This is a genomic window from Embleya sp. NPDC020630, assembly GCF_044334985.1.
Classification (GTDB): Bacteria; Actinomycetota; Actinomycetes; order Streptomycetales; family Streptomycetaceae; genus Embleya.
Genome location: NZ_JBIRUB010000017.1, coordinates 31,819 through 53,691, shown reverse-complemented (window position 1 = coordinate 53,691; position 21,873 = coordinate 31,819). Strand labels below are relative to the sequence as shown.

18 protein-coding genes are annotated in these 21,873 nt (G+C 73.2%); 10 read left to right on the top strand and 8 right to left on the bottom strand.

Annotated elements, in window-relative coordinates:
• Positions 1-9 precede the first annotated feature (9 nt).
• Entirely contained in the window at positions 10-1,611 is a 1,602-nt protein-coding gene (locus ACH4XV_RS37420; protein WP_395797151.1) for a PucR family transcriptional regulator, read from the top strand.
• A 258-nt stretch (positions 1,612-1,869) separates the two neighbouring features.
• Here the strand turns inward: ACH4XV_RS37420 and ACH4XV_RS37415 are convergent, their stop codons facing one another.
• Entirely contained in the window at positions 1,870-2,388 is a 519-nt protein-coding gene (locus ACH4XV_RS37415) for a DoxX family protein (protein ID WP_395797149.1), read from the bottom strand.
• 1,286 nt (positions 2,389-3,674) lie between these two features.
• Here ACH4XV_RS37415 and ACH4XV_RS37410 point away from each other — a divergent pair.
• From ACH4XV_RS37410 to ACH4XV_RS37395, 4 genes are all read left to right on the top strand, one after another.
• The gene (locus tag ACH4XV_RS37410) at positions 3,675-6,221 is read left to right on the top strand and encodes an ATP-binding protein (protein WP_395797147.1); all 2,547 of its coding nucleotides are present in this window, start codon (positions 3,675-3,677) and stop codon (positions 6,219-6,221) included.
• Positions 6,218-6,730 (top strand): hypothetical protein, encoded by a 513-nt coding sequence (locus ACH4XV_RS37405; RefSeq protein WP_395797145.1) that lies wholly within the window; start codon positions 6,218-6,220, stop codon positions 6,728-6,730. The genes ACH4XV_RS37410 and ACH4XV_RS37405 overlap by 4 nt, the downstream gene beginning before the upstream one ends.
• A gap of 327 nt (positions 6,731-7,057) precedes the next feature.
• Positions 7,058-8,290 (top strand): ABC transporter substrate-binding protein, encoded by a 1,233-nt coding sequence (locus tag ACH4XV_RS37400; RefSeq protein WP_395797144.1) that lies wholly within the window; start codon positions 7,058-7,060, stop codon positions 8,288-8,290.
• Between the two features lie 45 nt (positions 8,291-8,335).
• Entirely contained in the window at positions 8,336-9,127 is a 792-nt protein-coding gene (locus ACH4XV_RS37395; RefSeq protein ID WP_395797142.1) for a class I SAM-dependent methyltransferase, read from the top strand.
• 108 nt (positions 9,128-9,235) lie between these two features.
• Here ACH4XV_RS37395 and ACH4XV_RS37390 read toward each other — a convergent pair whose 3' ends face one another.
• From ACH4XV_RS37390 to ACH4XV_RS37375, 4 genes are all read right to left on the bottom strand, one after another.
• On the bottom strand, positions 9,236-10,432 hold the full coding sequence (locus tag ACH4XV_RS37390) for a type III PLP-dependent enzyme (protein WP_395797140.1): 1,197 nt from the start codon (positions 10,430-10,432) through the stop codon (positions 9,236-9,238).
• Positions 10,429-12,162: an IucA/IucC family protein gene (locus tag ACH4XV_RS37385; RefSeq protein WP_395797138.1), complete on the bottom strand. Its 1,734-nt coding sequence runs from the start codon at positions 12,160-12,162 to the stop codon at positions 10,429-10,431. The genes ACH4XV_RS37390 and ACH4XV_RS37385 overlap by 4 nt, the downstream gene beginning before the upstream one ends.
• Before the next feature lie 95 nt (positions 12,163-12,257).
• On the bottom strand, positions 12,258-13,967 hold the full coding sequence (locus ACH4XV_RS37380; protein ID WP_395797136.1) for an IucA/IucC family protein: 1,710 nt from the start codon (positions 13,965-13,967) through the stop codon (positions 12,258-12,260).
• Entirely contained in the window at positions 13,964-15,172 is a 1,209-nt protein-coding gene (locus tag ACH4XV_RS37375; RefSeq protein ID WP_395797134.1) for an ATP-grasp domain-containing protein, read from the bottom strand. The genes ACH4XV_RS37380 and ACH4XV_RS37375 overlap by 4 nt, the downstream gene beginning before the upstream one ends.
• A gap of 349 nt (positions 15,173-15,521) precedes the next feature.
• Between ACH4XV_RS37375 and ACH4XV_RS37370 the strand changes: the two genes are divergently transcribed.
• On the top strand, positions 15,522-16,331 hold the full coding sequence (locus ACH4XV_RS37370) for a siderophore-interacting protein (RefSeq protein WP_395797132.1): 810 nt from the start codon (positions 15,522-15,524) through the stop codon (positions 16,329-16,331).
• A gap of 78 nt (positions 16,332-16,409) precedes the next feature.
• On the opposite strand, the gene ACH4XV_RS37365 is transcribed toward ACH4XV_RS37370, so the two are convergent.
• Positions 16,410-17,348 (bottom strand): LysR family transcriptional regulator, encoded by a 939-nt coding sequence (locus ACH4XV_RS37365; protein ID WP_395797130.1) that lies wholly within the window; start codon positions 17,346-17,348, stop codon positions 16,410-16,412.
• Positions 17,349-17,431: 83 nt separating this feature from the next.
• Between ACH4XV_RS37365 and ACH4XV_RS37360 the strand changes: the two genes are divergently transcribed.
• Positions 17,432-18,352: an EamA family transporter gene (locus ACH4XV_RS37360; RefSeq protein WP_395797128.1), complete on the top strand. Its 921-nt coding sequence runs from the start codon at positions 17,432-17,434 to the stop codon at positions 18,350-18,352.
• 46 nt (positions 18,353-18,398) lie between these two features.
• Here the strand turns inward: ACH4XV_RS37360 and ACH4XV_RS37355 are convergent, their stop codons facing one another.
• Positions 18,399-18,605, bottom strand: a complete 207-nt coding sequence (locus ACH4XV_RS37355) for a hypothetical protein (protein ID WP_395797126.1) — start codon at positions 18,603-18,605, stop codon at positions 18,399-18,401.
• A gap of 248 nt (positions 18,606-18,853) precedes the next feature.
• On the opposite strand from ACH4XV_RS37355, the gene ACH4XV_RS37350 reads away from it, so the two are divergent.
• The 3 genes from ACH4XV_RS37350 (at position 18,854) to ACH4XV_RS37340 (ending at position 20,848) form a co-directional block, all read left to right on the top strand.
• The gene (locus tag ACH4XV_RS37350; protein ID WP_395797124.1) at positions 18,854-19,141 is read left to right on the top strand and encodes a hypothetical protein; all 288 of its coding nucleotides are present in this window, start codon (positions 18,854-18,856) and stop codon (positions 19,139-19,141) included.
• Positions 19,142-19,235: 94 nt separating this feature from the next.
• A complete protein-coding gene (locus ACH4XV_RS37345; RefSeq protein WP_395797122.1) occupies positions 19,236-20,183 on the top strand; it encodes a D-2-hydroxyacid dehydrogenase family protein in 948 nt (315 codons plus the stop codon).
• Between the two features lie 32 nt (positions 20,184-20,215).
• Positions 20,216-20,848 (top strand): AAA family ATPase, encoded by a 633-nt coding sequence (locus tag ACH4XV_RS37340; RefSeq protein WP_395797120.1) that lies wholly within the window; start codon positions 20,216-20,218, stop codon positions 20,846-20,848.
• 11 nt (positions 20,849-20,859) lie between these two features.
• Here ACH4XV_RS37340 and ACH4XV_RS37335 read toward each other — a convergent pair whose 3' ends face one another.
• On the bottom strand, positions 20,860-21,540 hold the full coding sequence (locus ACH4XV_RS37335; RefSeq protein WP_395797119.1) for a hypothetical protein: 681 nt from the start codon (positions 21,538-21,540) through the stop codon (positions 20,860-20,862).
• Positions 21,541-21,873: the final 333 nt, after the last annotated feature.

The window sequence follows — 21,873 nt, the reverse complement described above, 5'->3', positions numbered from 1 at the left end:
ACTATGTCCATGCCCATATCGCACTCGGCTGACCTTCCCGGCATTATCCGCATTTCCGACCTGGTGGCCCTCCCCGAGTTGCGCCTGGCCGTGGTGTCGGGCGCCGAGCATCTGGACCGCCGGGTCGAGGCGGCGCATGTGTCCGAGCTGCTCACCCCGGGGCAGTGGCTCCAGGGCGGCGAGCTGTTGATGACGATCGGCCTGCTGCTGCCGATGACCGATCGGGACTGCGCCGCGTACGTGCGCGATGTCGCGGGTGCGGGTGCCTGCGCGCTGGTCCTCGGTCTGGGTCGGGAGCTGCCCCACCAGAAGGCGCCCGAGCCGCTGATCCGGGCCGCCGGGGATGCCGGGCTGCCGCTGCTCACCGTGCCGGACGAGGTGCCGTTCATCGCGGTCACGAAGGCGGTCTTCGCGGCCCGGGCGGCGCAGCAGCGGTTGGCCCTGGAGCACGCCTTCGAGGCGCAGCGCCGGTTGACCATCGCGGCGGCGTCGGGCAATGGCGTGCTGGCCACGCTGCGGGCCTGGCGGGCGGCGACCGGGGTGGACGCGATCGTCGCCGACCCGGTGGGCCGGCTGGTCGCGGACAGTCTGGCGGGCCCGCCCGAGGCGCCGGGGGCCGACGGCTCACCGGACGCGGTGGCGTTGCTGGCCGCCAGTACCGACCTGATCCGCCGGGTGGCCGCGCGCGGGCTGCACGGCAGCGGGAGCAGCAGCGACGCCGAGGGGGTGCGGGTGGAGGTGCAGCCGTTGGGCGCCCGGCGGCTGCGCGGGCTGCTGGTGCTGGCGGGGCCGGTGGAGTCGGCGGCTCGGTTGTTGGTGTCCGGGCTGGTGTCCCTGCTGTCGCTGGAGTTGGAGCGGCGGCATCTGGCCGACGAGCCGGTACGTCGCCGGCGGGCCGCGTTGTTGGGCCGGCTGCTCGCTCCGGGGACCACCGCCGAGCAGGCGCGGGACGTACTGGCGGCGGCGGGGCTGGCGGCGGGGTCGGTGCGCGGGGTGGTGGTGGGCCTGGACGTGGGGCCGGGGGACGGCGGGGATCCGGCGGTGGGGGACGCGGCGGACGCGGCTGAACTGGCCGCCGATCTGGCTCTGGCGTTGCCCGGCGGGCTGGTCAGGGTGACGGGCGGGGCGGTGGAGGCGGTGTTCGCGGCGGATCTGGACGTGTACGCGATCCTCGGCCGGTTCGCGCCCGGGCGGCCGGCGGGCGTCGGGCCGGCGGTCGAGCCGGACGCGGCCGGGTCGTCGATCCGCCAGGCCCGCAGTCTGCTGGCGGTCAGCCGGGCGGCGGGGCATCCGGTGGAGGCCCGGCACGGGACCGCGAGCCGGTTGCTGCTGGGGCTTGCGGACGCGCGCACGCTGGCGGGCTACGCGGATGCCGTGCTGGGGCCGATCGATGCGGCCGATCCCGGGGGCGAGTTGGTCGCGACGCTGGCCGTGTGGCTGGAGACGGGTGGGTCGTGGGACGAGACGAGTCGGCGGCTGGACGTGCATCGGCACACCGTGCGCAATCGGGTGGACAAGGCGATGCGGGTGGCCGGGCGGCGGGTGGAGAGTGGGGACGATCGGTTCGATCTGTGGCTGGCGGCCCGCATCCGTCGCGACAGTCCGGGTTGATCGTCCCCACACTCGGGCCGCGGGGTGGCCTTTGGCCTCAAGCGCCGGCCGGGCTTTTGGCCTCACACGCACCCGAGCCGTGCGGCAGCCTTTGGCCTCCGCCGGCCCGGCTAGGTGGCCTCAAGCGCCGGCCGGGCTATTTGGCTCGGTGCCGACCGGGCTGCTTGGGCTCGACTGCCGGATCGGCTGCTTGGCTCACGTGCCCGCCCAGGTGCTTGGCTCGGGTGACGGTTCGGCTGTTTGTGGGCTGGGGGCGGGTCAGGCGACTACCGCTGGGGCGGATTCGTTGGGGCCCGTTGAGGTGTTGGGCTTGGTGGGTTGGAGGCTCCTGGATTTGGAGTCGGGGTTTCCGGCCTCCGGGGTGGGGGGTGTGTTGCGGGTGAACAGGTTGTCGAGGGCGAAGCTGCCGGCTCCGAAGACGACGATCAGGAGCAGGGACCAGCAGAACAGCACGGAGAGTTCGCCGCCGTTCTGCAGCGGCCACAGGTCCTCCTTCTGGTGCTCGGTGAAATAGGCGTAGGCCATCGAGCCGGAGGACAGGAACGCGGCGGCGCGGGTGCCCAACCCGAGCAACACCATTCCTCCGCCGACGAGTTGAATGACTGCCGCGTACCAGCCGGGCCACTCGCCCGCGGGGACGGTGCCACGCCCGCTGTCCGGGAAGCCGAACAACGACGCGGCGCCGTGGCAGGTGAACAGCAATCCGATGACGATTCGGAACAGCCCGAGGACATGGGGTTTCGCCGATTCGACGGCGGCGTGCGGAACTGGGGACATCGGACGCTCCTGGGGGACGGATGCGGGAGATTGGTCCAGACCAGATTCGAGCGGCCGGCCCGCTAGCGACAATGCCGGGCTCCGCAACTGTCACAAAATGGCACAGCACCCGCGTGGACACCGAGGGCCGAACGGGCGACGCTGCCGATGCCGCCGACTTCCGGGACGGCGGACACCGCTCCCGGGCCGTCGCGCCCGGGAGCGGCGCACGGACCGGCTTCGGGTGGCGCCCGATCCGTCATCCGTCGGGCGCCTGCGCCGAACACCCTTACCGGCGCGCGCCGTCGGTCGGCGCCGCCGTGCAATTGACCGGCAACCCCCTTTCACCGGGCTTTCGTTCGTTCTGCGGATCGGCTCGGACATCCCGGCCATCCGGTCGGTTCGATACCGCCGGAGGCCGCCCCACGCCCCGGACGTCGGCGACCTCGACGGGTGACGTGACGGTGACAACAGGGGTGCAACGAGACCCAAGTTTCGTTTGACGTCCGGTGGATTCGCAGGGACAGTGTGTGTGCGCACCGATGCGAACAGTTGCCCCAGCCGCTATCGGGCGTTTCCTGGTCGACCCCGCACCCCCTTGCGAGGAGTGATCCGTTCATGGGCGTTTTTGCGGCGAAAGCTCACGACCGAATGATCCCGGAGCGGTGGGCCGACTGTCCGAGGGCGCCGCACCTGGGCTCGAACTCCCGTACATGGGACTCCACTTGGTCTCGCGGGAGCCGGCCGCATCCCGTGCCCTGATGCCCCGGACCCGCATCCGCCCCGAGCGGCCATGACCCGCTCACGGACACCCGCCCTCCCGGACACCGGTCCGGATCGTGTCGAGGCCCGGCACCGGGTGACCGGAATGTCCGCGAACCGGAAGCGGAGGCGCCGCTACCGGCCGATCGGGACCCGATCGGCCCGCACCGGGCGCAGACCCCCACCGGATCCGCCGATCCCGGACCACTCCGTCCCGGACCGGCCCACGATCCACCGGCCGCCGGAACCCACCGCGTCGACGCCGCCGCAACTCTCCGCCGGCGGCCCGCCCGCGGGCCCCCGCTCGTCGCAAGTCCTCCCCCGCCGACCATCGTTCAGGGATCACTACCCGTGTTGCGATTACTCCGCCGTCCCGCTCACGTCGCTCACGCGACCCGCGCCGGCCGGCCGAACCGGCTCCTCCCGACGTCCGCCGCCCGCCGTCCGGCCGCGACCGCAGCCGTGACCGCGACCGCCGGTCCGCGGCACCCGTCGACGCCGAACCCGCCCGCGCACACCCGATCGGGCACGAGGGGCGAACACGGATGATGAGGTTACGTCCCTCCCGCAAGGCGAGCGCGGCCGAGGCGAGCGCGGCACAGCCGACCGCCGACGCACCGCCCGACCCCTCTCCGCCCACCGGAACGATCTTCGCGTCACCGCCTGCCGTCGACCCGAACTCCCGTCCTCAGCTGCGGATTCGATTCGCCGCCCGGATCCGGCCCCGGGTCCGCGGGCTGATCACGCTCATGGTCGTCGTGCCCTCCGCGGGCATGGTCTTCTTCGCCGGATCCGCGATCCTGGACATGGTCGAGCAGGCACGGGCCGCCGACCACGCGCACGACCTGGTCCGCGTCTCCGCCGACGCGGGCGAGGTGGGCCGCCGGCTCCAGGCCGAGAGCGCCGCCGCGGTCACCCTGCTCTCGCGCGGCCCCGGACCGATCACCAGCGCCGACTACCGCACCGCGATCGCCGCGAGCGAGACCGCCATCCGCCGCTATCAGGACCGCCGCCGCGGCCTGGAACCCGCTTCCACCGCCGAGCGCGACGCGCTGGCCGCCGTGGACATCGCGCTGCGCGGCCTGCCGGGTCTGCGCGTGCAGGTCGACCAGCGCGGCGTGGCCACCTCGGCGGCGGCCGTGCGCTATTGGGCGTGGATCGGCACCACCGTGGACCTGCGCGCCCGGGTCGCCCTCGACCCCGGCGTGTCCGGCGAGACCGCCGGCCGGCTGCGCGCGATCACCGCGCTCGCCCAGGCCCGGGCCGCGCTCGGCCAGCAACAGGTCACCGTGCTGCGCTCGTTGGGCGCCGACCCGCTGGGCGGCCCGGTCCTCAAGGCATCCTCCACCGCGCGCGCCGCGCACGACCAGGCGCTGGAGGCGTTCGCGGTGACCGCGCCGGCGAGGTGGCGCGAACAACTGGCTCGATCGTTGTCCGGTCCGGAGATGATCCGCGTCGCGCAGACCGAGGACGCGCTCACGCGCGGCCCCCTGGAGCCCGAGGTCTGGCGCGCGGCACTGGCCGAACGGGCCGACCGCGTCTGGTCGGTGGAGCAGGAGGCCGACGCCGACGTGGCCCGCGAGGTGGCCGACGTGTCCGACCACCGGTGGTGGCTGGCCGGCATTCAGGGCGCGGTGCTGATCGCCGCGGTGCTCGCCGCCGCCGCGGCCGCCGCCTGGCTCGGCCGACTGCTGCACCGGCGCCTGCGGACCCTGGCCGAGCGGGTCACCGTCATGACGCAGGAGACGCTGCCCGCCGTCGAGGCCGACCTGCGTCGGCGCGACGCGCTGGCGCCGCACGAGACGGGTCGGACGTACGCGCTCAAAATGCTCGGCGCCAAGCCCGAACGCGAGCGCGGCGCAGACGAGATCGCCGACCTGGCCCGCGCGCTGACCACCCTCGCGTACAGCACGGTCGAGCACAGCGCCTCGCTGGTGCTGGCCCAGCGCGAGTACAACGACGCGCTCGGCGATGTCGCCCGGCGCATCCGGGTGCAGACAAGCCGGGTCAGCAGCGCGCTCGACCGGCTCCAGGAGTCCAATCTGACCGTCGATCAGCTGGGTACGGTCTTCGAGGTCGACCACGGCAACGAGGGCACCAAGCGGCTCGCCGACTCGATCGCCGTGCTCAGTGGGCAACCGCCGAACCGGCTGTGGCCGGACACCCCGCTCTACGAGGTGGTCCGCGCCGGCGCCCAGCGGGTGACCAGCTACGAACGCCTGCCCGACATCGCGTTCAAGGGCATCCCGACCTCGATCGTCCTCGCCGGCGACACGGTCGGCGCGGTCACCCAGATCATCGGCGAGATCGTCGACAACGCGGCCCGCTTCTCCGGCCGGCACCAGGTGGAGATCACCGCCGCGCGCACCGAGGCGGGCGTGTTGGTGCGGATCCTGGACCAGGGTGTCGGCCACCACGACCCGGACCTGCTCAACCGGCGGCTCAAGGCCGACGTGGATGCGCTGCCGTCGCTGCGCCAGACCGGTCTGACCGTGGTCGCGCTCCAGGCCCGCCCGCTGGCCATCGACGTCGAACTGCGGCCCGGCACCGACGGCGGCACGGTCGTCGACATCGTGCTGCCACACGCGATCATCGCCTCCGTCGGCCGGCACCGCCGCCGGGTGGACAATGGCGCCCGCCCGATCGCACCGCGACCCGCGCCCGCCGCCATCGCCGTCGGCGCCAACGGAAGCGGCCCGAACACAGGCGCCCCTCACAGCCCCTTCGCGAGCGGCCCCAACGGCCACAGCCCGTTCGCGAGCGGCCCGAACGCCCACAGCCCCTTCGCGAACGGCCCGTACCCGCTCACCGCCAACGGCACCGGCCCCGCCGACGCGCTCGGCGACGCCGCGAACGGCGCCGACCCGCACCTGCCCGGCCCGATCTCCGGCGGCCCGCTCCCCGCCAACCTCGCGCCCGAGTTGACCGCCCAGGGCCTGCCGCGGCGGGCGCGACGCACGGGCCAACCGACCCAGTTCCGTCGTAGCGCCCCACCCACCCGTGACATCGCGCAGGCCAGCGCCGCCGCCGCCTCCTTCGGCCGCGGCGCCCGCGATCTGCCCTTCACCCGGACCCCCAAGGAATCCCCATGACCGAGCCCGCCGTCGACCAGAGCGTGCTCGACGACTTCATGCGCCAGTTCGTCCACGACCACGCCCCCGACGTGTTGCACGCGGTGGCCGCCAGCGGGGACTCGCTGCTGGTCGCCCAAGCCGCGCTGCCAGGTCGAATACGCCCCGACGAGGCGTCGCAGGCGGCATGGCTCGCGAACGCCGAGAAGATCGCGTCGAGCGCGCCCGGAGCCCTGCTCATGCAGGACTACAGCGCCGATCTGATGGGCCTGGGGCCGGTCAGTGTGCTGATGTCGCAGGCCGAGCACGGCCTGCTGCTCACCATGGGCAACACCGCTCCGGGCCCGGACGGACAGGTCCACCCCTCCGCGCTGATCGTGGCGACCACCTGGAACGCCGACGTCGGTCAGCTGATCCGGGCGATGCACGCGTTGATGGAGCGGGTCGGCCCCTCGCTGACCCCGCTCGCGCGCGGCCGCGGCCTCCAGCCGCAGCCCGCGCGTATGCCCGCCCCCAGCCGGGTCTTCTGATCCGAACGGCCCGGCTGCCCCACCGGGCGATCCGGCCATCCGCCCGGGTCGCCCGGCGTACTCGCGCGCCCGGCCCACCGGCCGATCCGGCGCATCGCGCCCCGCGTGGCTCCCGCACGTCCCGGGACGCACCCCGAGATCCGCGTCCCGCGCCGTCGCGGGTGAGCCGCCGACCCGAGGGGAGTTCGACCCGTATCGCGCGCCCCGTTTCGCGTACCCCGTTTCGCGCATCCCGTCCGCGCCACGACGGTCGGCGCCCGGCCTTCCGGCGGCACCCCGTCCACGCTCCTTCCGTCCGTGCTCTTCCAGTCCGAGAGAGAGACCGACATGCGCAGCTCCATACGTAGACGGATCCGCTCCACTCGCACTCCCGTGGCCCTCGCCACCGGGCTCCTCCTCGTGCTGTCCGCGTGCTCGGGCAGCGCGGCCGGGAACGACAAGGGCAGGGCCGCCGACGAGGTGGCCAAGATCGGCCTGCTCACCCCGGCCACCGGCCCCTACGCCGCGGTCGGCGAGGACACCCGCGCCGGCCTCGAGCTGTACCGGGACACGCACGGCGGCAAACTCGGCGGCCTCAAGGCGGACATCGTGGTGCGCGACGAGGGCGCGGGACCGCCGACCGCCGTGCCGGCCGCGACCGAACTGGTCAAGCAGCAGAACGTGTTGGCCATCACCGGCATCGTCAGCGGCGGCAGCGTGGCCGGCGTGCTGCCGATCGCCGCCGCCAACAACACCGCGCTGATGGGTGTGGCCGGTCGTCCCGAGTTCCCCGACCCCAAACTGACCGCGCACGTCTGGTCGTTCAACACCCAGTCCTACGAGGCCGGCGCCGCCGCCGGACCCTGGGTCAAGGAGCACGTCAACGGCCCGGTCTACGCGATCGGCCCGGACTACCAGGGTGGCTGGGACCAACTCAAGGGCTTCACGGAGTCGTTCACCAAGGCCGGTGGCACGCTGGCCAATCCGGACGGCAAGACCACGTTCACCCCGTTCCCTGGCACGCAGAACTTCCTGCCCTACCTGAACAAGATCGCTCAGAGCGGCGCCAAGGCGGTCTACACCTTCTACGCCGGCACCGCGGCGGTCGACTTCGTGAAGCAGTACCGGGCGTCCGAGGCGGCCAAACTCCCGCTGTACGCGAGTGGTCCGCTGACCGAGGGGCGCCAACTCGACGCCCAGTCCGACGCCGCCGCCGGCATCACCACGTTCGCCACCTACGGTGCGGATCTGGACAACCCGGCGAACCGCGCCTTCGTCGCCGCGTGGCAGCAGCGCCACCCCGACCGCAGCCCGACGATCTACGCGGTCGCCGCGTGGGACATCGCCCGCTCCCTGGACAGCGCCATCGGCGCGGTCCGCGCGCAGAAGAAGCCGCTCACTCCCGAGGCGGTGAACACCGCCCTGGGCAATGTCGGTCAGATCGACAGCCCGCGCGGCGCGATGCAGCTGAACCCGGCCACCCACTCGCCGGTGCAGCAGTGGTACCGCTTCGAGGTGCGCAACGACGGCCCCAAGCGGGCCAATGTCGCGGTCGAGCAACTGGCCGTGCTGGGCGGCTGATCCGTCCTCCCCCACCCTCCACTCCACCCACGCGAGGAGCCGGTCTTGTACGCGTTCGCCGAAGCCGACGACATCACCTACCAGCTGGAGACCCTGCAACGCCTGCTCGACCCGACCACCCGAATGGTGCTGGACTCGCTCGACACCCCGACCGGCCAGGAGTGGCTGGAGATCGGGTACGGCCTGGGCAGCATCGCCCGCGAACTCTCCCGCCGGATCGGCCCGTCCGGCGCCGTGCACGCCACCGACCTGGCCGCACGCTCGGTGTCGGCGCCGACGGGTGGCGCGCCCATCCACACCTTCCCGCTCGACCTGCGCACCGACACCCTGCCGCCGCGCCCGTTCCTGGGCATCCACGGCCGGCTGGTGCTGCTGCACATACCCGAGCGTCGGGAGATCCTGACCCGCCTGGTCGAGGCCCTGGAGCCGGGCGGCGTACTGGTCCTGGAGGACTGGTTCTGCCCGACCGCGCCGCGCGTGCTGAACTGCGCCGATTCGACCGACGCCAAGATCTTCACCGAGGTGGTCGAGGGCATCCTGGCGGTGCTGCGCAATCGGGGCGCCGACCTCGAATGGGCTGCGTCCACGCACGAGGCGTTCGCCGAGGCGGGGCTGACCGGGATCCGGGCCGTGCGTACCGAGCCCGATTGCGCGGGTCCGGGCCCGGCGCACCGCCTGTACGCCTGCAATGCGCGGCAACTGCGGCCCCAGCTCGCGGCGTTGGGCGTGGCCGACGAACTCCTGGACCGCTTCCAGGAGATCGTGCTCCAACCGGACCTGGTCACCACGGGTTGGCGGCTGATCTCCACGGTCGGCACCAAGCCCGGCGAGCACTGACCGTCGACACCGGACCGGCCGACCATCGAGCGCCGGCGCCGCGTGCGAGCACCCGCCGGCCCGAAACCACCCGGTTTCGAGCCGGCGGCGTGTGCGCTCAGCGCCCCGTCACAGGTGGTGGAACGTCGGGTGCGGGTGCATCAGGAAATCGTGGTGGGAGATGTTCCACGCGTAGGCGCCTGCCATCGCGAACACGACGCGGTCGCCGACCGCCAGCCGGGTGACCGGTCGGCGGCGGGCGAACACGTCCTTGGGGGTGCACAGTTGGCCGACCAGGGTGACCTCGGCGGCGGTCACCTGCGGGCGCGGCCACGGATGCGGCCACGGGTGTGCGCTCGGCAGGACGGCGAAGGGCTGGTCGTGTCCCTTGGCCGCGGGGGTGCGCACGTGGTGGGTGCCGCCGCGGAGCACCGCGAAGGCCGCGCCGTGGCTGTGCTTGAGGTCCAGCACCTCGGTGGCGTACCAACCGCAGTAGGCGGTCAGCGCCCGACCCGGTTCGATCCGCAGGGACAAGTCGGCACGGTCGGCCAGGATTTCCGCCAGCCCGGCGCCCAGGCGGGCCCAGTCGAAGCGGGCTGTGGGGTCGGTGTAGTCGACCGCCATGCCGCCGCCGACGTTGACCTCGGGCAGGGCGATCCGGCGCCGGTCGGCGACCGTTCGGGTCCAGTCGACGATCCGCGCGGCGACGGCGACCTGGGTGTCCGCGTCCAGTCCGCCGGCCAGGTGCGCGTGAATCCCGCGCACCCGGACCCGGCCGGCGTCCGGACCGCGCAGCAGGTGCAGGCACGCCTCGGCGTCGTCCGGGTCCAGGCCGAACGGGGACGGATCGCCGCCCATGATCAGCGCCGCGCCGCGCAACAGGCCGCCGTCCAGGGGCAAATTGACCCGCAGCAGCACATCGACGTCGCGGTCTGGCGTATGCCGGCCGGCGAACACGATCAGGCGGTGCAGTTCGGCGCGGCTCTCCACGTGGATGCGTTCGACGCCCGCCCGCAGCGCGGCGATCAGCTCGGCGTCGGTCTTGCCCGGGCCGCCGAAGGCGATCCGGGCCTCGGGCATGTGGGCGCGTACATGCGCGAGTTCACCGCCCGAGGAGACCTCGAAGCCGCTCACGGAACCGTCCAGCGCGGTCAGGATCTCCGGTGCCGGGTTGGCTTTGGCCGCGTAGTACACCTCGACCCGCTCGGGCAGCGCGGCGCGCACCGCCGCAGCGTGTGCCCGCAGCCCGGCCCGGTCGTACAGGTACGCGGGCAACGCCTCGGGGGCGAGGTCGGTGACGTGGGCGCGGATGTGCGGGGGGATCATCGGATGCTCCGGACGGGGGTGCGGGGTGCGCCGTCCGGGGTCGGCCCGACCGACGGCGCGGGGATGCGGACGTACTCCGCCTCGCGGTCGGCGCGCCGCTCCCAGCGAGCGAGGAGGTTGGCCTTGGCGGGCAGCGGCGCGCCCGCGAGCAGGGCGCGCAGCGGTTCGGGATCTCTGTGTTCGGCGGCGCACTCGGCCAGGACCGCGTGGACCAGTGCCCAGCAGCGGGCCTCCAGGCGCGGATGGACGTCGACCAGCGCGGCGAGCATTTCGGCGATGTTGTTCACCAGCAGGCAGTAGACCACGCGGTCCCAGCCGCGCCGGGCGTCGTAGGTCATCGGCGCGGCCACCGACGACGGCAGTGCGGCCAGCACGGCGGCGTGCGGCCCGGGAAGCAGCTTGGTTCCCTCCATGTCGCGCATCAGCACCTGCCGGGGCCGACCGCCGGCGTCCACCGCGACCAGGACGTTCTGGAGGTGCGGTTCCAGGACCACGCCGTGTGCGAAGTAGTGCGCCAGCACCGGCGGGACGAGCAGCCGCAGGTAGTCCTCCCACCAGTGCAGCGCGTCGTCGGGCCCGGCGCCGTCGAGCAGTCGGGACAGGTGCGCGGACCCGGTCGGGTACTCGGCGGCCACGGCGGCGGCGAGCAGCGGCGTGGTCCCGGGTCGCAGGTGCGTGTCGAGCCCGTCGCGGACGATCACCCCGAAGCCTTCGAGGAGTTCGGGGGCGACGTCGGCCGACAGGCTGCGGTAGGCGGGCTCGCCGAGGATGGCGAAGTCGGGAAAGCGGGTGGCTGTGCGGGCCGCGATCGGGGCCAGCGCCCGGGTGAGCGCGACGGCGCCGGACAATTCGTAGGCGGCGTTCTTGCGTACGCAGTTGGTGATGCGCACGTTCAGGCTGAATTTGAGGAACACTCCGGCGCCGGCGAGGGTGCGTACCGACGCGGTGGGGGCGAAGTGCGGGCCGGCCTCGCCCAGGTCGCGGATGTCGCCGCGGAGCAGTGCGGCGCGCAGGCGCGGGTGGCCGGCGAGGAGTTCGTACTGCCACGGGTGTGCAGGGAGCAGTGTGTAGCCGGCCGGTACCGGGCCGAGCCGGTCCAGGATGGCGGTGTCGGCGGCGGATATGCGTTCCTGGGAGATCAGTTCGCTGCGTACGGCCAGGTGTCGCAGCCGGAACTCGGCGCGGGCCTCGGGGGCGTAGGCGGCCCAGGTGGTCGGGTCGGTGCCGCGTGCCTTGGGGGTGGGGTGGAAGCGGTGTCCGAACAGCAGCGCCTGTTCCGACTCCAGGTAGCGCGACGCGGGCGGCGCGGCGCGGCGCGCCAGCCCGGCGGCCACGCCCGCGTGGCTGGAGGCGAGTTGGCCCAGGAACTCGTCGTTGGGCGCACCGGTACGCATGCCCAGTTCGCGGTGCGCCCGCCGGCCCAGCTCGGACCAGGACAGCGCATGCCAGCCGGCCCCGCGTCGTTCGCTCACCGGCCCGGTGAAGCGGTGGTCGCCGAGCAGGGAGGTGCGTCGCAGCCGGACCCGCAGCTCGGTACCGGATCGGGCCAGCCACAACCGCAGGTGACCGCCGTCGGGCTCGATCACGCTGTGCCGTTCGGGGCCGCAGACCTCCCGAAGCAGGCAGTTGAGCAGGGTGTGGGCGACGGCGTCGTCTGCCGAGGGCGGCGCGGGCGGGGCCTGGGCGGCGGGGGCCGCGGTGGTCGTGGGTCGGGCCGACTGCGGCGACATGGGCGACTCCGGCGGGTCTTGGCAGGTGCGAGGTGCGCGATGTGCGGTGCGAGGTGTGCGGCTCGGGGCCGTGGCGTGTGCGGCTGCTCCGGCCGCTACGGGGTTTCGGCCGGCCGGCGCAGGTAGTTCGGTCCGGTCGTGTAGTGCTTGTTGATGTCGGCAGCGCCGGAGCGCTCCTTGGTGAGCAGGGTCCCGGCGGTGACCATCGCCTTGATCGGGAGCCGGTCCGCGTCGAGGATCCGGCGGCGCAACCACGGATCCGCCATCTCCGCCAGCCGGTCGCGCACCAGGCACAGCAGTCGGGCGCGTTCGGGGTCCGACAGGGCGAATGCCAGGGCGCCGGCGCACAGATGCACGGTGATGGTGACGAACAGGTCGGCGAGCGGCCCGTCGTCGGAGCTGTAGGTGCGCGGGTCGTCGAAGCCGTCGTGCTCGACCGGGCAGCGGGCCCGGTTGATCCGGGGCCCGTCGTTGTCCTTGAGCAGGAGGCGCATGGGGCGGTCGTCGGCGAGTACGAGGGAGAGGTTCTGCGGGTGGGATTCGAGTGCGACGCCGTACCGGAAGAGTGTGGTCTGCCAGTCCAGGAGCAGCGTGAGGTAGGCGTCGAGCAGCGCGAACCGGTCGCCGCCGTACCAGCGTTCGGCGACCCGGTCCAGGACGGAGGTGCCGTCGTGCACCCGGGCGAGCAGGGCGGCGACGGGGAGTACGAGGGTGTCGTCGGGCAGGTTCGGATAGCGGCGCACCAGGACGGCGAGCAGTTCGTGGCCGGCGTGCAGGTGGGTCTGTTCGTCGGCGAGCAACACCCGCTCGCGTAAGCGGGGTTCGCGGTCCAGGACGGCGGCGAGCAGGCGTTGTCCGGCGGCGCCGTCGACGAGCGTGCCGGGTTTGATGGTGCGTCGGTTGCGCGTGCCGAGGGTGGCGATCGGCAGCGGGAGCTTGAGGTGTACGCCGGGGTGGTCGAGCACGGCGACGGTGCGCATCGACAGGGTCGGCCGCACGTCCAGGTGGGCCGGCGCGGTGGGCACGGCCGGGTGCGGGAGTCGGTCGAGGGTGAGGGGGTGTACGGGCAGCGCGAGCCGGCTGTGTTCCAGGTCGGGTCGGCCGAGTGTGGTGGGGGTGGGCCACCAGTCGGGCAGGGTGCCGGTGAGCGTGGCCGCGTCGTGCGGGAGCAGGGCCCAACGCAGCCGGAAGGTCGGGTGGTGTTCGGGGGCGTAGCGGCGCAGCGCCGCCTCGCCCAGGCCGGAACGGGCGCGCGGGGTCGGGTGGATGGGGTGGTCGAGATGTGCGGCGAGGGTGTCGAGGGCCGGGCCAGCGCGCAGTCCGGTCCAGGTGCTCGGGTCCGGGCCGTGGTCGGTGGCGAGCCGGGCCCGGACTGCCGGGATCGCGTCGGCCATGGCGCGGCCGGCCCGGGCCGACTGGCGGCACTCCTCGGCGAAGTCGTCGAAGCCGGAGCGGTCGCGGGGGTCGGCCTGGTCGCGCAGGCCGGCCAACACGGCGTCGGTGGTGGTCAGTCGGGTGCCGTCGTGTTCGGCGAGCAGAAGCGGTTCGCGGGCCGCGTACTCGCACTGGAAACCGTCGGATCGCACGGGTATCAACCAACTCGCCTCACCATCCGGGGCGTTCAGTCGCAACCAGGTGCCGTCGGGCCGGTGCAGGGTTTCGGCGGTGGAGCGCAGGCCGAGGATGTCCTCGCGCAGTACGGCGTCGAGCACGCGTCGCAGTTGCTCGCCGTCGGGGGCGTTCGCAGACGCGCCGCGCCGCGCCGGGTCGGGTGGTGCCGGGTCCGCGACGGCGGGTTCGGTCACGGGGTGATGCCCCACGTGTGGTCGGCGAGGAACGCCTCGGCCGCGTGGTCGACCGCCGACCGGTCGGTACCGGTCGTGCGCAGCACGCCGAGGTAGTCCCGGTTGGAGTGGTGCAGTTCGTGGCGTTCGCCGATCGCCCGCAGCGGGTGGTAGTCCGTCCGCACACCCGCGTCGGAGGTGGTGTCCTCGCGGCCCGGAGCGGTGATGAGCACGCCGGCACGTTCCGCGCACGGCCAGTCGATGCGGGCGTGCCGGTCGGTGTGCGCGCCGAGGTCGGCGGGGAGGTCGTCGCCGAGGTGCACGCGCAGGATGTACTCGAAGAGCGGGATGTCCAGGACGTCGGCGAGCAGCAGGTCGCACTGGTCGCCGATGGCGCGGTAGTTGACCTCGATGATCCGGGGGCGACCGTCCTGGAGCACGAATTCGGTGTGACAGGCGCCGAATCCGACGCCGAGCGCGTCGAGCCGGGCCAGTACGCCGGCGGTGCCGGCGGCGGGCGGGTGGGGGACCAGATCCAGCCGCAGTTCGATGAAGTGTGGTGGCGGCGACAGGTGGGTGTGGAATCCGGCCACCACCCGTGTGCCGTTCCGGTCACCGAGGGTTTCCAGGGTGTAGAGCTCGCCGCTCAGGAACTCCTCGACCACCAGCGCCGCGCCGGGCCGACGGCAGCGGATCTCGGCGCAGCGCGCCAGGAGTTGCCCCTCGTCGGCGACCAGCACCACGTCCTCGCCGGCAACGCCCTCGCGGGGTTTGACCACGCACGGGAACGGCGGGTCGAGCGCGAGCAGTTCCTTCGCGACCCGCTCCGGCGCCAGTTCGGCGGCCCAGACCGGGTCGACGCCCGTGGCGGCCAGCCGTCGGCGCATGTGTGCCTTGTTCTTGGCGTGCAGCGCGGCCCGCCAGTCCTTGGCGGGGAGGTCGAACCAGGCGGCGGCCAGGGCGGTTTGCACCTGGAGGTGATCGCTGTTGCTGAACACCGCGTCGGGGCGGGGGCCGTCGGCGATCCGGTCGATCACCGCGCGAAAGTCGCGGACGTCGCACTCCACGACCTCGACGAAATCCTGACCGCCGCACACCGCGAGGTGGGCCGGCGCGTACGCGGGGTCGGTGAGCAGGGTGACGTCCAGGCCCATGCGGTGGGCGGCGGGCAGGAAGCCGTCGGTGACCGAGTCGGTGGGGTTGAGCGCGAGCAGGTACAGCCGCATGCGTGATCGCTCCCCCTCGGACACGTCGACTCGTCGATCCGGACGCCGGGCCCGGGCATGCCCCGCCCTCGGCGAACACACCCCGCCGCCGGGCGTCCCGACCCGTACCGGCCGGGGACCCGGACCAACTTAGGCTAGCCATACCTCCTGGCCAAATCCGGCTCTTGCCAGGCCCGTTCGGCCCAGTGTCGGCGCGTCGCGGGTGATCGTGAAACCTAAGCGGTTAGGCTAACCTAACTCCGACATCGTCCCGTGTCGTCCACCGGTCGACCCGTGTCCGAGAGGGCGAGTTCCCATCACCACCGAACGTGAACGTCGTGCGCGGCTGTACCGGCCCTTCCACCTCACCGTGGTCCGCAACACCCCGATCACCCGCAACGCGGTCCGGATCACCCTGACCGGCCCGCGCCTGGCGAGCTTCGTGCCCGGCGGGCCGGATCAGCGGATCAAGCTGTTCGTCCCGCGCGAGGGTCGACCGGCACCCCGGATCACCCGGGCGGACCTGACCTGGCGCGAGGCGTGGGCGCGGATCCCCGAGGCGGACCGGCCGTACCAGCGCACCTACACCGTGCGCGCGCACCGTTCGGATCCGGTCGAGATCGACATCGACTTCGCGCTGCACACGCCCGGCGGGCCGGCGTCCCGTTGGGCGCGCGCGGCCCGCCCCGGGGACCCGATCGAGGTGCTGGGGCCGACCGCCGCCCGCAACGGGGGCTACAGCTTCGAGCCGCCGGCGGGCCGCCGTCTGCTTCTGGTCGGGGACCACGCGGCGCTGCCGGCGATCGGGTCCATCGTCGAGTCGTTGCCGGCCGACGCCGAGGGGACCGTGTTCGTCGAGGTGACCACCGAAGCGGACCGCCAGCGGTTGGCCGCGCCGCCCGGCGTACGGGTGAACTGGCTGCACCGGGGTGGTGCGCCGGCCGGGGATCACCGCCTCCTGGACGCGGTCCGCGACGCCCGGCCGCCGACCGACCACGGCTACGCGTGGCTCGCGGGCGAGGCAGGCCGGGTGCGGGCGCTGCGCCGCCACCTCAAGGACGAACGCGGCATGGACCCCCGCGCGATCGCGTTCATGGGCTACTGGCGGGTGGGCCACACCGAGGAGACCGCGCACACCGAACCGGGCACCGCCGCCCCGAGGGTGCAACTCACGCACTGATCGCGCGACTTCGCCACGGCGGGTCAGCCCGAGCGGGAGACCGGGCGGCTCGGCCCGAAACGCAGCCGGCGCGCCCGGTCAACCCGCCCCTTCCGCCACCGTCGCATCCGCGTCTGCCGCGTCCATGCGCGCCCGCTGTGCGATCACCCGATCCACGACCAGCTCCACCCCGGGCCGCAGATGGCCGCCGGGGCGGGTGATCGCGAACATCCGCCGCTCCACCTCGATCCCGGGCATCGGCACGTATCGCACACCCGACCGGGGCGGCGCGAACGACGGCACGACCGCCACGCCGAGGTCGGCGGCGACGAAGTCCAGGATCAGGTCCAGGCTGTCCGCACGGTGCGCGATCCGAGGCCGGAACCCGGCGATCCCGCAGAGCCTGGACACCAGTTCGCCGTCCTGGTCCCCCCGCGAGTTGACCACCCACGGAACTCGCTCCAGGGTCCGCAACTCGCGCGGCACCGCGATCCGCCCCGGCACCGCGCACCCGGCGGGCACGGCAAGCACCAGCGGCGTACGGCACATCATCCGCACCGCCGCGCCGTCGTGGGCGAACCGCTGGAACAGGCTGTAGTCGTAGCCGAAGCCCAGGTCGATCCGGTCGTGCGCGAGCAGATCCAGCACCTCGGCCGGCTCCCGTTCCTGGAGTTCGAGCCGCAGCGCCGGATGCGAACGGGCCAACTCCCCGGCCACCGGCAGCAGATCGGCCGAGATCGCGGCGGCGTACGCGGCCACCTTGAGCAGCCCGGCGGGTTCGGCGTCGGCGCGCAGCACCGCCCGGGCGGCCTCCTCCGCGGCGAGGATGTCCACCGCGTGCTCGGCGAACCGCCGCCCGGCGCAGGTCAGTCGCACGGTCCGCCCGGTGCGCTCGACCAGTTCGACACCGGTCTCCCGTTCGAGTGCGGCGATCTGCTGCGACACGGCCGATGTCCCGTAGCCGGTGGCCTCGGCCACGGCGCGCATCGTGCCCAGCCGATCGAGCTCGACCAGGGTGCGCAGCAGGCGAGTCTCCATCGCCTCATCATCCGTGCCAAGCGGACGTTCTGTCCATCATCACGCGATGGACGCGGACCGTCACGCTCGCCTGCAATGGGCGGATGAGGAACACACCGGCCCCGCTGCTCGCCCTGGGCTCGATCGTCGCCGTGCAGATCGGCGCCGCCACGTCCACGCACATGTTCGACTCGATCGGCCCGGCGGGCACGGCCTGGCTGCGGCTGTGCTGGGCCTCGCTGTTCTTCCTGATCCTGGTCCGGCCCAGGCCCTGGACGCGCTCCCGCGCCGATCTGGGCGCGGCTCTCGCACTCGGCACGGCGAGCGCGGTGATGACCGTGGCCGGATTCGAGGCGATCGCCCGGATCCCGCTCGGGACGGAGGTGGCGATCGCCTTCCTCGGCCCGCTGAGCGTGGCGGTGCTGCGCCGCCGGGATCGTTGGGGCCTGCTCTGGCCGGTCCTGGCCTTCGTCGGCGTGGTCCTGGCCACCCGCCCCTGGCAGGGTCGGCTCGACACCCTGGGCCTGGTGTACGCGCTGATCTGCGCGGCCGGTTGGGCCGGCTACGTGATCCTCACCCAGCGCATCGGCGATCGCTTCTCGGGCCTCGACGGGTTGGCCTACTCCATCCCCGTCGCCACCGTCGCGAGCGCCTTCGTCGGTGTACCGCAGGTGGCCGGTGGGGAAGTGACGCCGGCGCTCGTCCTGGAGGGCGCGGCGTTGGCGCTGCTCATCCCGATCCTGCCCTACACCCTCGAACTGTTCGCCCTGCGCAGGCTGACCGCTGCCGCGTTCGGCACGCTGATGAGCCTGGAACCGGCCGCCGCGTTGCTCGCCGGCCTGGTCTTCCTGCATCAGGTCCCGGGCGCGGCGCAGATCCTGGGCATGGTCCTGGTCACCGCCGCCGCGCTGGGCACGGCCCGCTCGGCGGGGGCACGGCGTGCGGCGGAGCCGACGACGGAGGACCGGCCGCGGTCGCCGACGGAGGGCCGAGCGGAGCCGCCGGCCACGGTGCGCGCACAGTAATCGGCGCCGGTCGCGGCGCGGCGGCCGTGCGTCGTGGGCGAGCGGCTCACCCCGGGCGGCCGGACCGGGTCCGTTCCTCGCGCATCCGGCGGGCGATCACCCGCAGGTCGATCCAGGCGATCACGGCCGTGAGGGCGCAGACGACCGCCGCGATCAGCCAGAGGGTGCGCACGCTGTCGGCGACGTCCCCGGCGGCGGCCACGGCGCACGCCGCGCACGCGATCACGAAGAAGGGCAGCGCGATCCGGGACATGACCCGACGCGCGGGGAGGTCGCTGCGGGGGTGGGCCGCCTCGCTGCCGGGAGGGCGCCTGGTCGAAGCGCGATGTCGCGCGTTCATACCTTTCGCATACCCGACGGCACACCCGCTACGCGGTCGCGCGCCCGGGCGTTTGCACGGGCGGGAGCACGGGAGGACGCTGGAAACGTACGTGATCGAGTCCTCCGCGACGCCCGAGGCGAGTGTCGGGCGCGATCCGTACCGAAACGCGGGTGAGATCGATGCGCATGCTTCTTTCCGCACGGATGAGCACCGAGGCGGGCAACCAGGCGATCGCGGACGGGTCGCTGGGCAAGCGGATCCAGTCCATCGTCGAGCGGGTGAACCCCGAGGCGGCCTACTTCGCCGCGTTCGAGGGCGACCGTACGTGTCTGCTGGTGTTCGACATGCAGGACTCCTCTCAGTTGCCGTCCATCGCCGAACCGTTCTTCGAGTTGGGCGCCAAGGTCGCCGTCCGGCCGGTGATGAACCTGGACGACCTGCGCACGGGGCTGGCGGCCCTCGGCTGACCTCGGACGGGCTCTCGGCCGAGGCCGCCGGTAGGGTCAAACGCGGTCCGGCCGGGCGAGCCGCGCGACGGGGGCCGCAGGCGAGGGGGCGCACGTGTTTCGGGTGGCCGTGATCGACGACTACCAGGGGCAGGCCGCAGCGCTCGACTGCTGGGGCGAACTGCCGGACGACACCGAGGCGATCTTCTTCCCGGACCATGTGCGCGACCCCGACACGTTGGTCGAGCGCCTGTCGGGGTTCGACGCGGTGGTGGCGATGCGCGAGCGCACCGCGTTCCCGGCGGAACTGCTGGCCCGGCTGCCCGCGTTGCGGCTTTTGATCACCACCGGGATGAACAACGCCGCCATCGACGTCGAGGCGGCGCGTGCCCGGGGCGTCACCGTCTGTGGCACGGGTCTGCTCCCGCATCCGGCGGCGGAGTTGACCTGGGCGCTGATCCTCGAACTGGCCAAGCGCACCGCGGCCGAGGAGGCGAGCCTGCGGGCCGGTACCTGGCAACGCGGCGTGGGCGTCGACCTCGCCGGCGCCACGCTCGGTGTGATCGGTCTGGGCAGGCTGGGCACCCGAGTGGCCCGGGTCGGCGCCGCGTTCGGGATGCGGGTGCTGGCCTGGAGCAGCAACCTCACCGCCGAACAGGGCGCGGCGGTCGGCGTCGAGGTGGTGGCCAAAGAGGAGTTGTTCCGGCGCGCCGACTTCGTCACCGTGCATGTGCGCTACAGCGAGCGCACCAGGTCGCTGGTCGGCGCGGCCGAACTCGCGCTGATGCGGCCGACCGCGTATCTGGTCAACACCTCGCGCGCGCCGATCGTGGACCGGGAGGCGCTGCTGGCCGCGCTGCACGAGGGCCGGATCGCGGGGGCCGGGCTGGACGTGTACCCCGTGGAGCCGATCCCGGCGGACGACCCGATCCTGGCCGCGCCCAATACCGTGCTCACCCCCCACATCGGGTATGCGACGCGGGACAACTACGAACTGGCGTACGCCGAGGCGGTCGAGGACGTCGCGGCCTTCCTCGCGGGCGTGCCGGTACGGGAGTTGTAGATCGTCGGCGCCGGCGGCTTAGGGTCGTGCGCATGCTCATCTGGATCAACGGCCCCTTCGGGGGCGGCAAGACGCAGACGGCGCACGAGCTGCACCGACGGCTTCCGGGCAGTGTGATCTGCGACCCGGAGGAGGTCGGCTTCGGGCTGCACCGGATGACGCCGCGGGCGCTGCGCGGCGACTTCCAGGATCTGCCGGCGTGGCGGCAGGGGGTGTACGAGGTGCTGGATCTGACCCTGGCCAGGCATCCGGGGCCGGTGTTGGCGCCCATGACGGTGATCGAGCCGGACTACTTCCGGGAGATCGTCGGCCGGCTGCGCGAACGGGGCCACGAAGTACGGCACTTCGCGCTGTTGGCCGAGCGGGGGACGGTGTTGCGGCGGTTGGCCGAGCGCGGCTTCGGGCGGGCGGTGCGCGTGGTGGCGGGCCGGGAGGCGCCGCTGCGGCGGGAGAGCTTCGCGGTCGCCCGGCTCGATCTGTGCCTGGAACGCCTGGCCGGCCCGGAGTTCGCCGAGCACATCCACACCGACCACATCGACACGCCGAGGGTGGCCGACCTGATCGCCGAGTCGACCGGGTTGACCTTGGCGCCCAACACCGACTCCCCCGCGCGGGCTCGGGTGCGCCGGGCCTGGACGGGGTTGCGGCACATCCGCTTCGTGTAGCCCCCGTCGGGTCAGATCCGCTCCCGCGGCCCGTCCGGCAGGAGGGTGGTGAGGGGGAACGTGGTGGTGTGGTCCTCGGGGCGGGACAGGTGCAGCGCGGCGTGGAACCAGCCCGCGGATTCGCGGCCTTCGGGGTCCTCGGCGGCGGCGAGCACCGCCTCGACGGCGTAGCGCTGTTCCCGTTCGCTGGTGAAGCGGCGTTGCGGGAAAGTGTGCGCGCCGAACCTCTCGGTCACCAGGCCGTGGGCGGTGAGTCCGTCGGCGATGGCTCGGTAGGAGCCGGTGCGCAGGACGAACGCGGCCACCCACACGGGGGCCGGGGCGTCGGTCAGGAAGGGGCGGAAGCTGCGCGGAGACAGGAAGCTGGCGCCGCCGGTGACGGTGATCAGGCCGACCGGGCGCGCGGCGGCGAGCAGTTCCGGCGAGGGGGACGCGACCTCCAGGTTCTCGGCGAACCCGGCGTCGAGCAGGCCGACGGCGCGCGCGTAGGCGATGGCGTTGGCCGCCACGTCCAGGCCGATCACGGGCACCGCGTCGGCGCGGCGGCGGGCGGCGTACCACTCGCGGTCGGCCTCGATCAGCTCGGCGGTGTCCATCGCGACGATGGGCGCGGAAGCGTACCGCTCGTACAACTCGGCGAGGGTCACGTCGTGGTTGAGCAGCGCCGCGTTGATCCCGTAGGAGCAACACATGTCCAGAACCGCGACGCCCGCGGCCCCCTCTGCCCGAGTGGCGACAAGCCGCCGGAACACCTCTTGCGCATGATGCGGCGTCTGATACCCCCACGCCCCGAGCGCCCGAAAGAACCCCCGAGGATCCGCCCGATCATAAATCTCGTCGAACGAGGTCATAGCCTCGGTCTCAACCCCACCACTCACCACACCATCCCCTCTCCTCCCCCCAACCCTGCCCACCCCCCAAACCCCCAAAGCCTCCCGGATGGACAAACACGAGCCGGCCACGGGGCACGGAACCCCGACCGCAAGGCGGTCCAGGCGAGCGCAGAACGGCCGCGGGACGGGCCC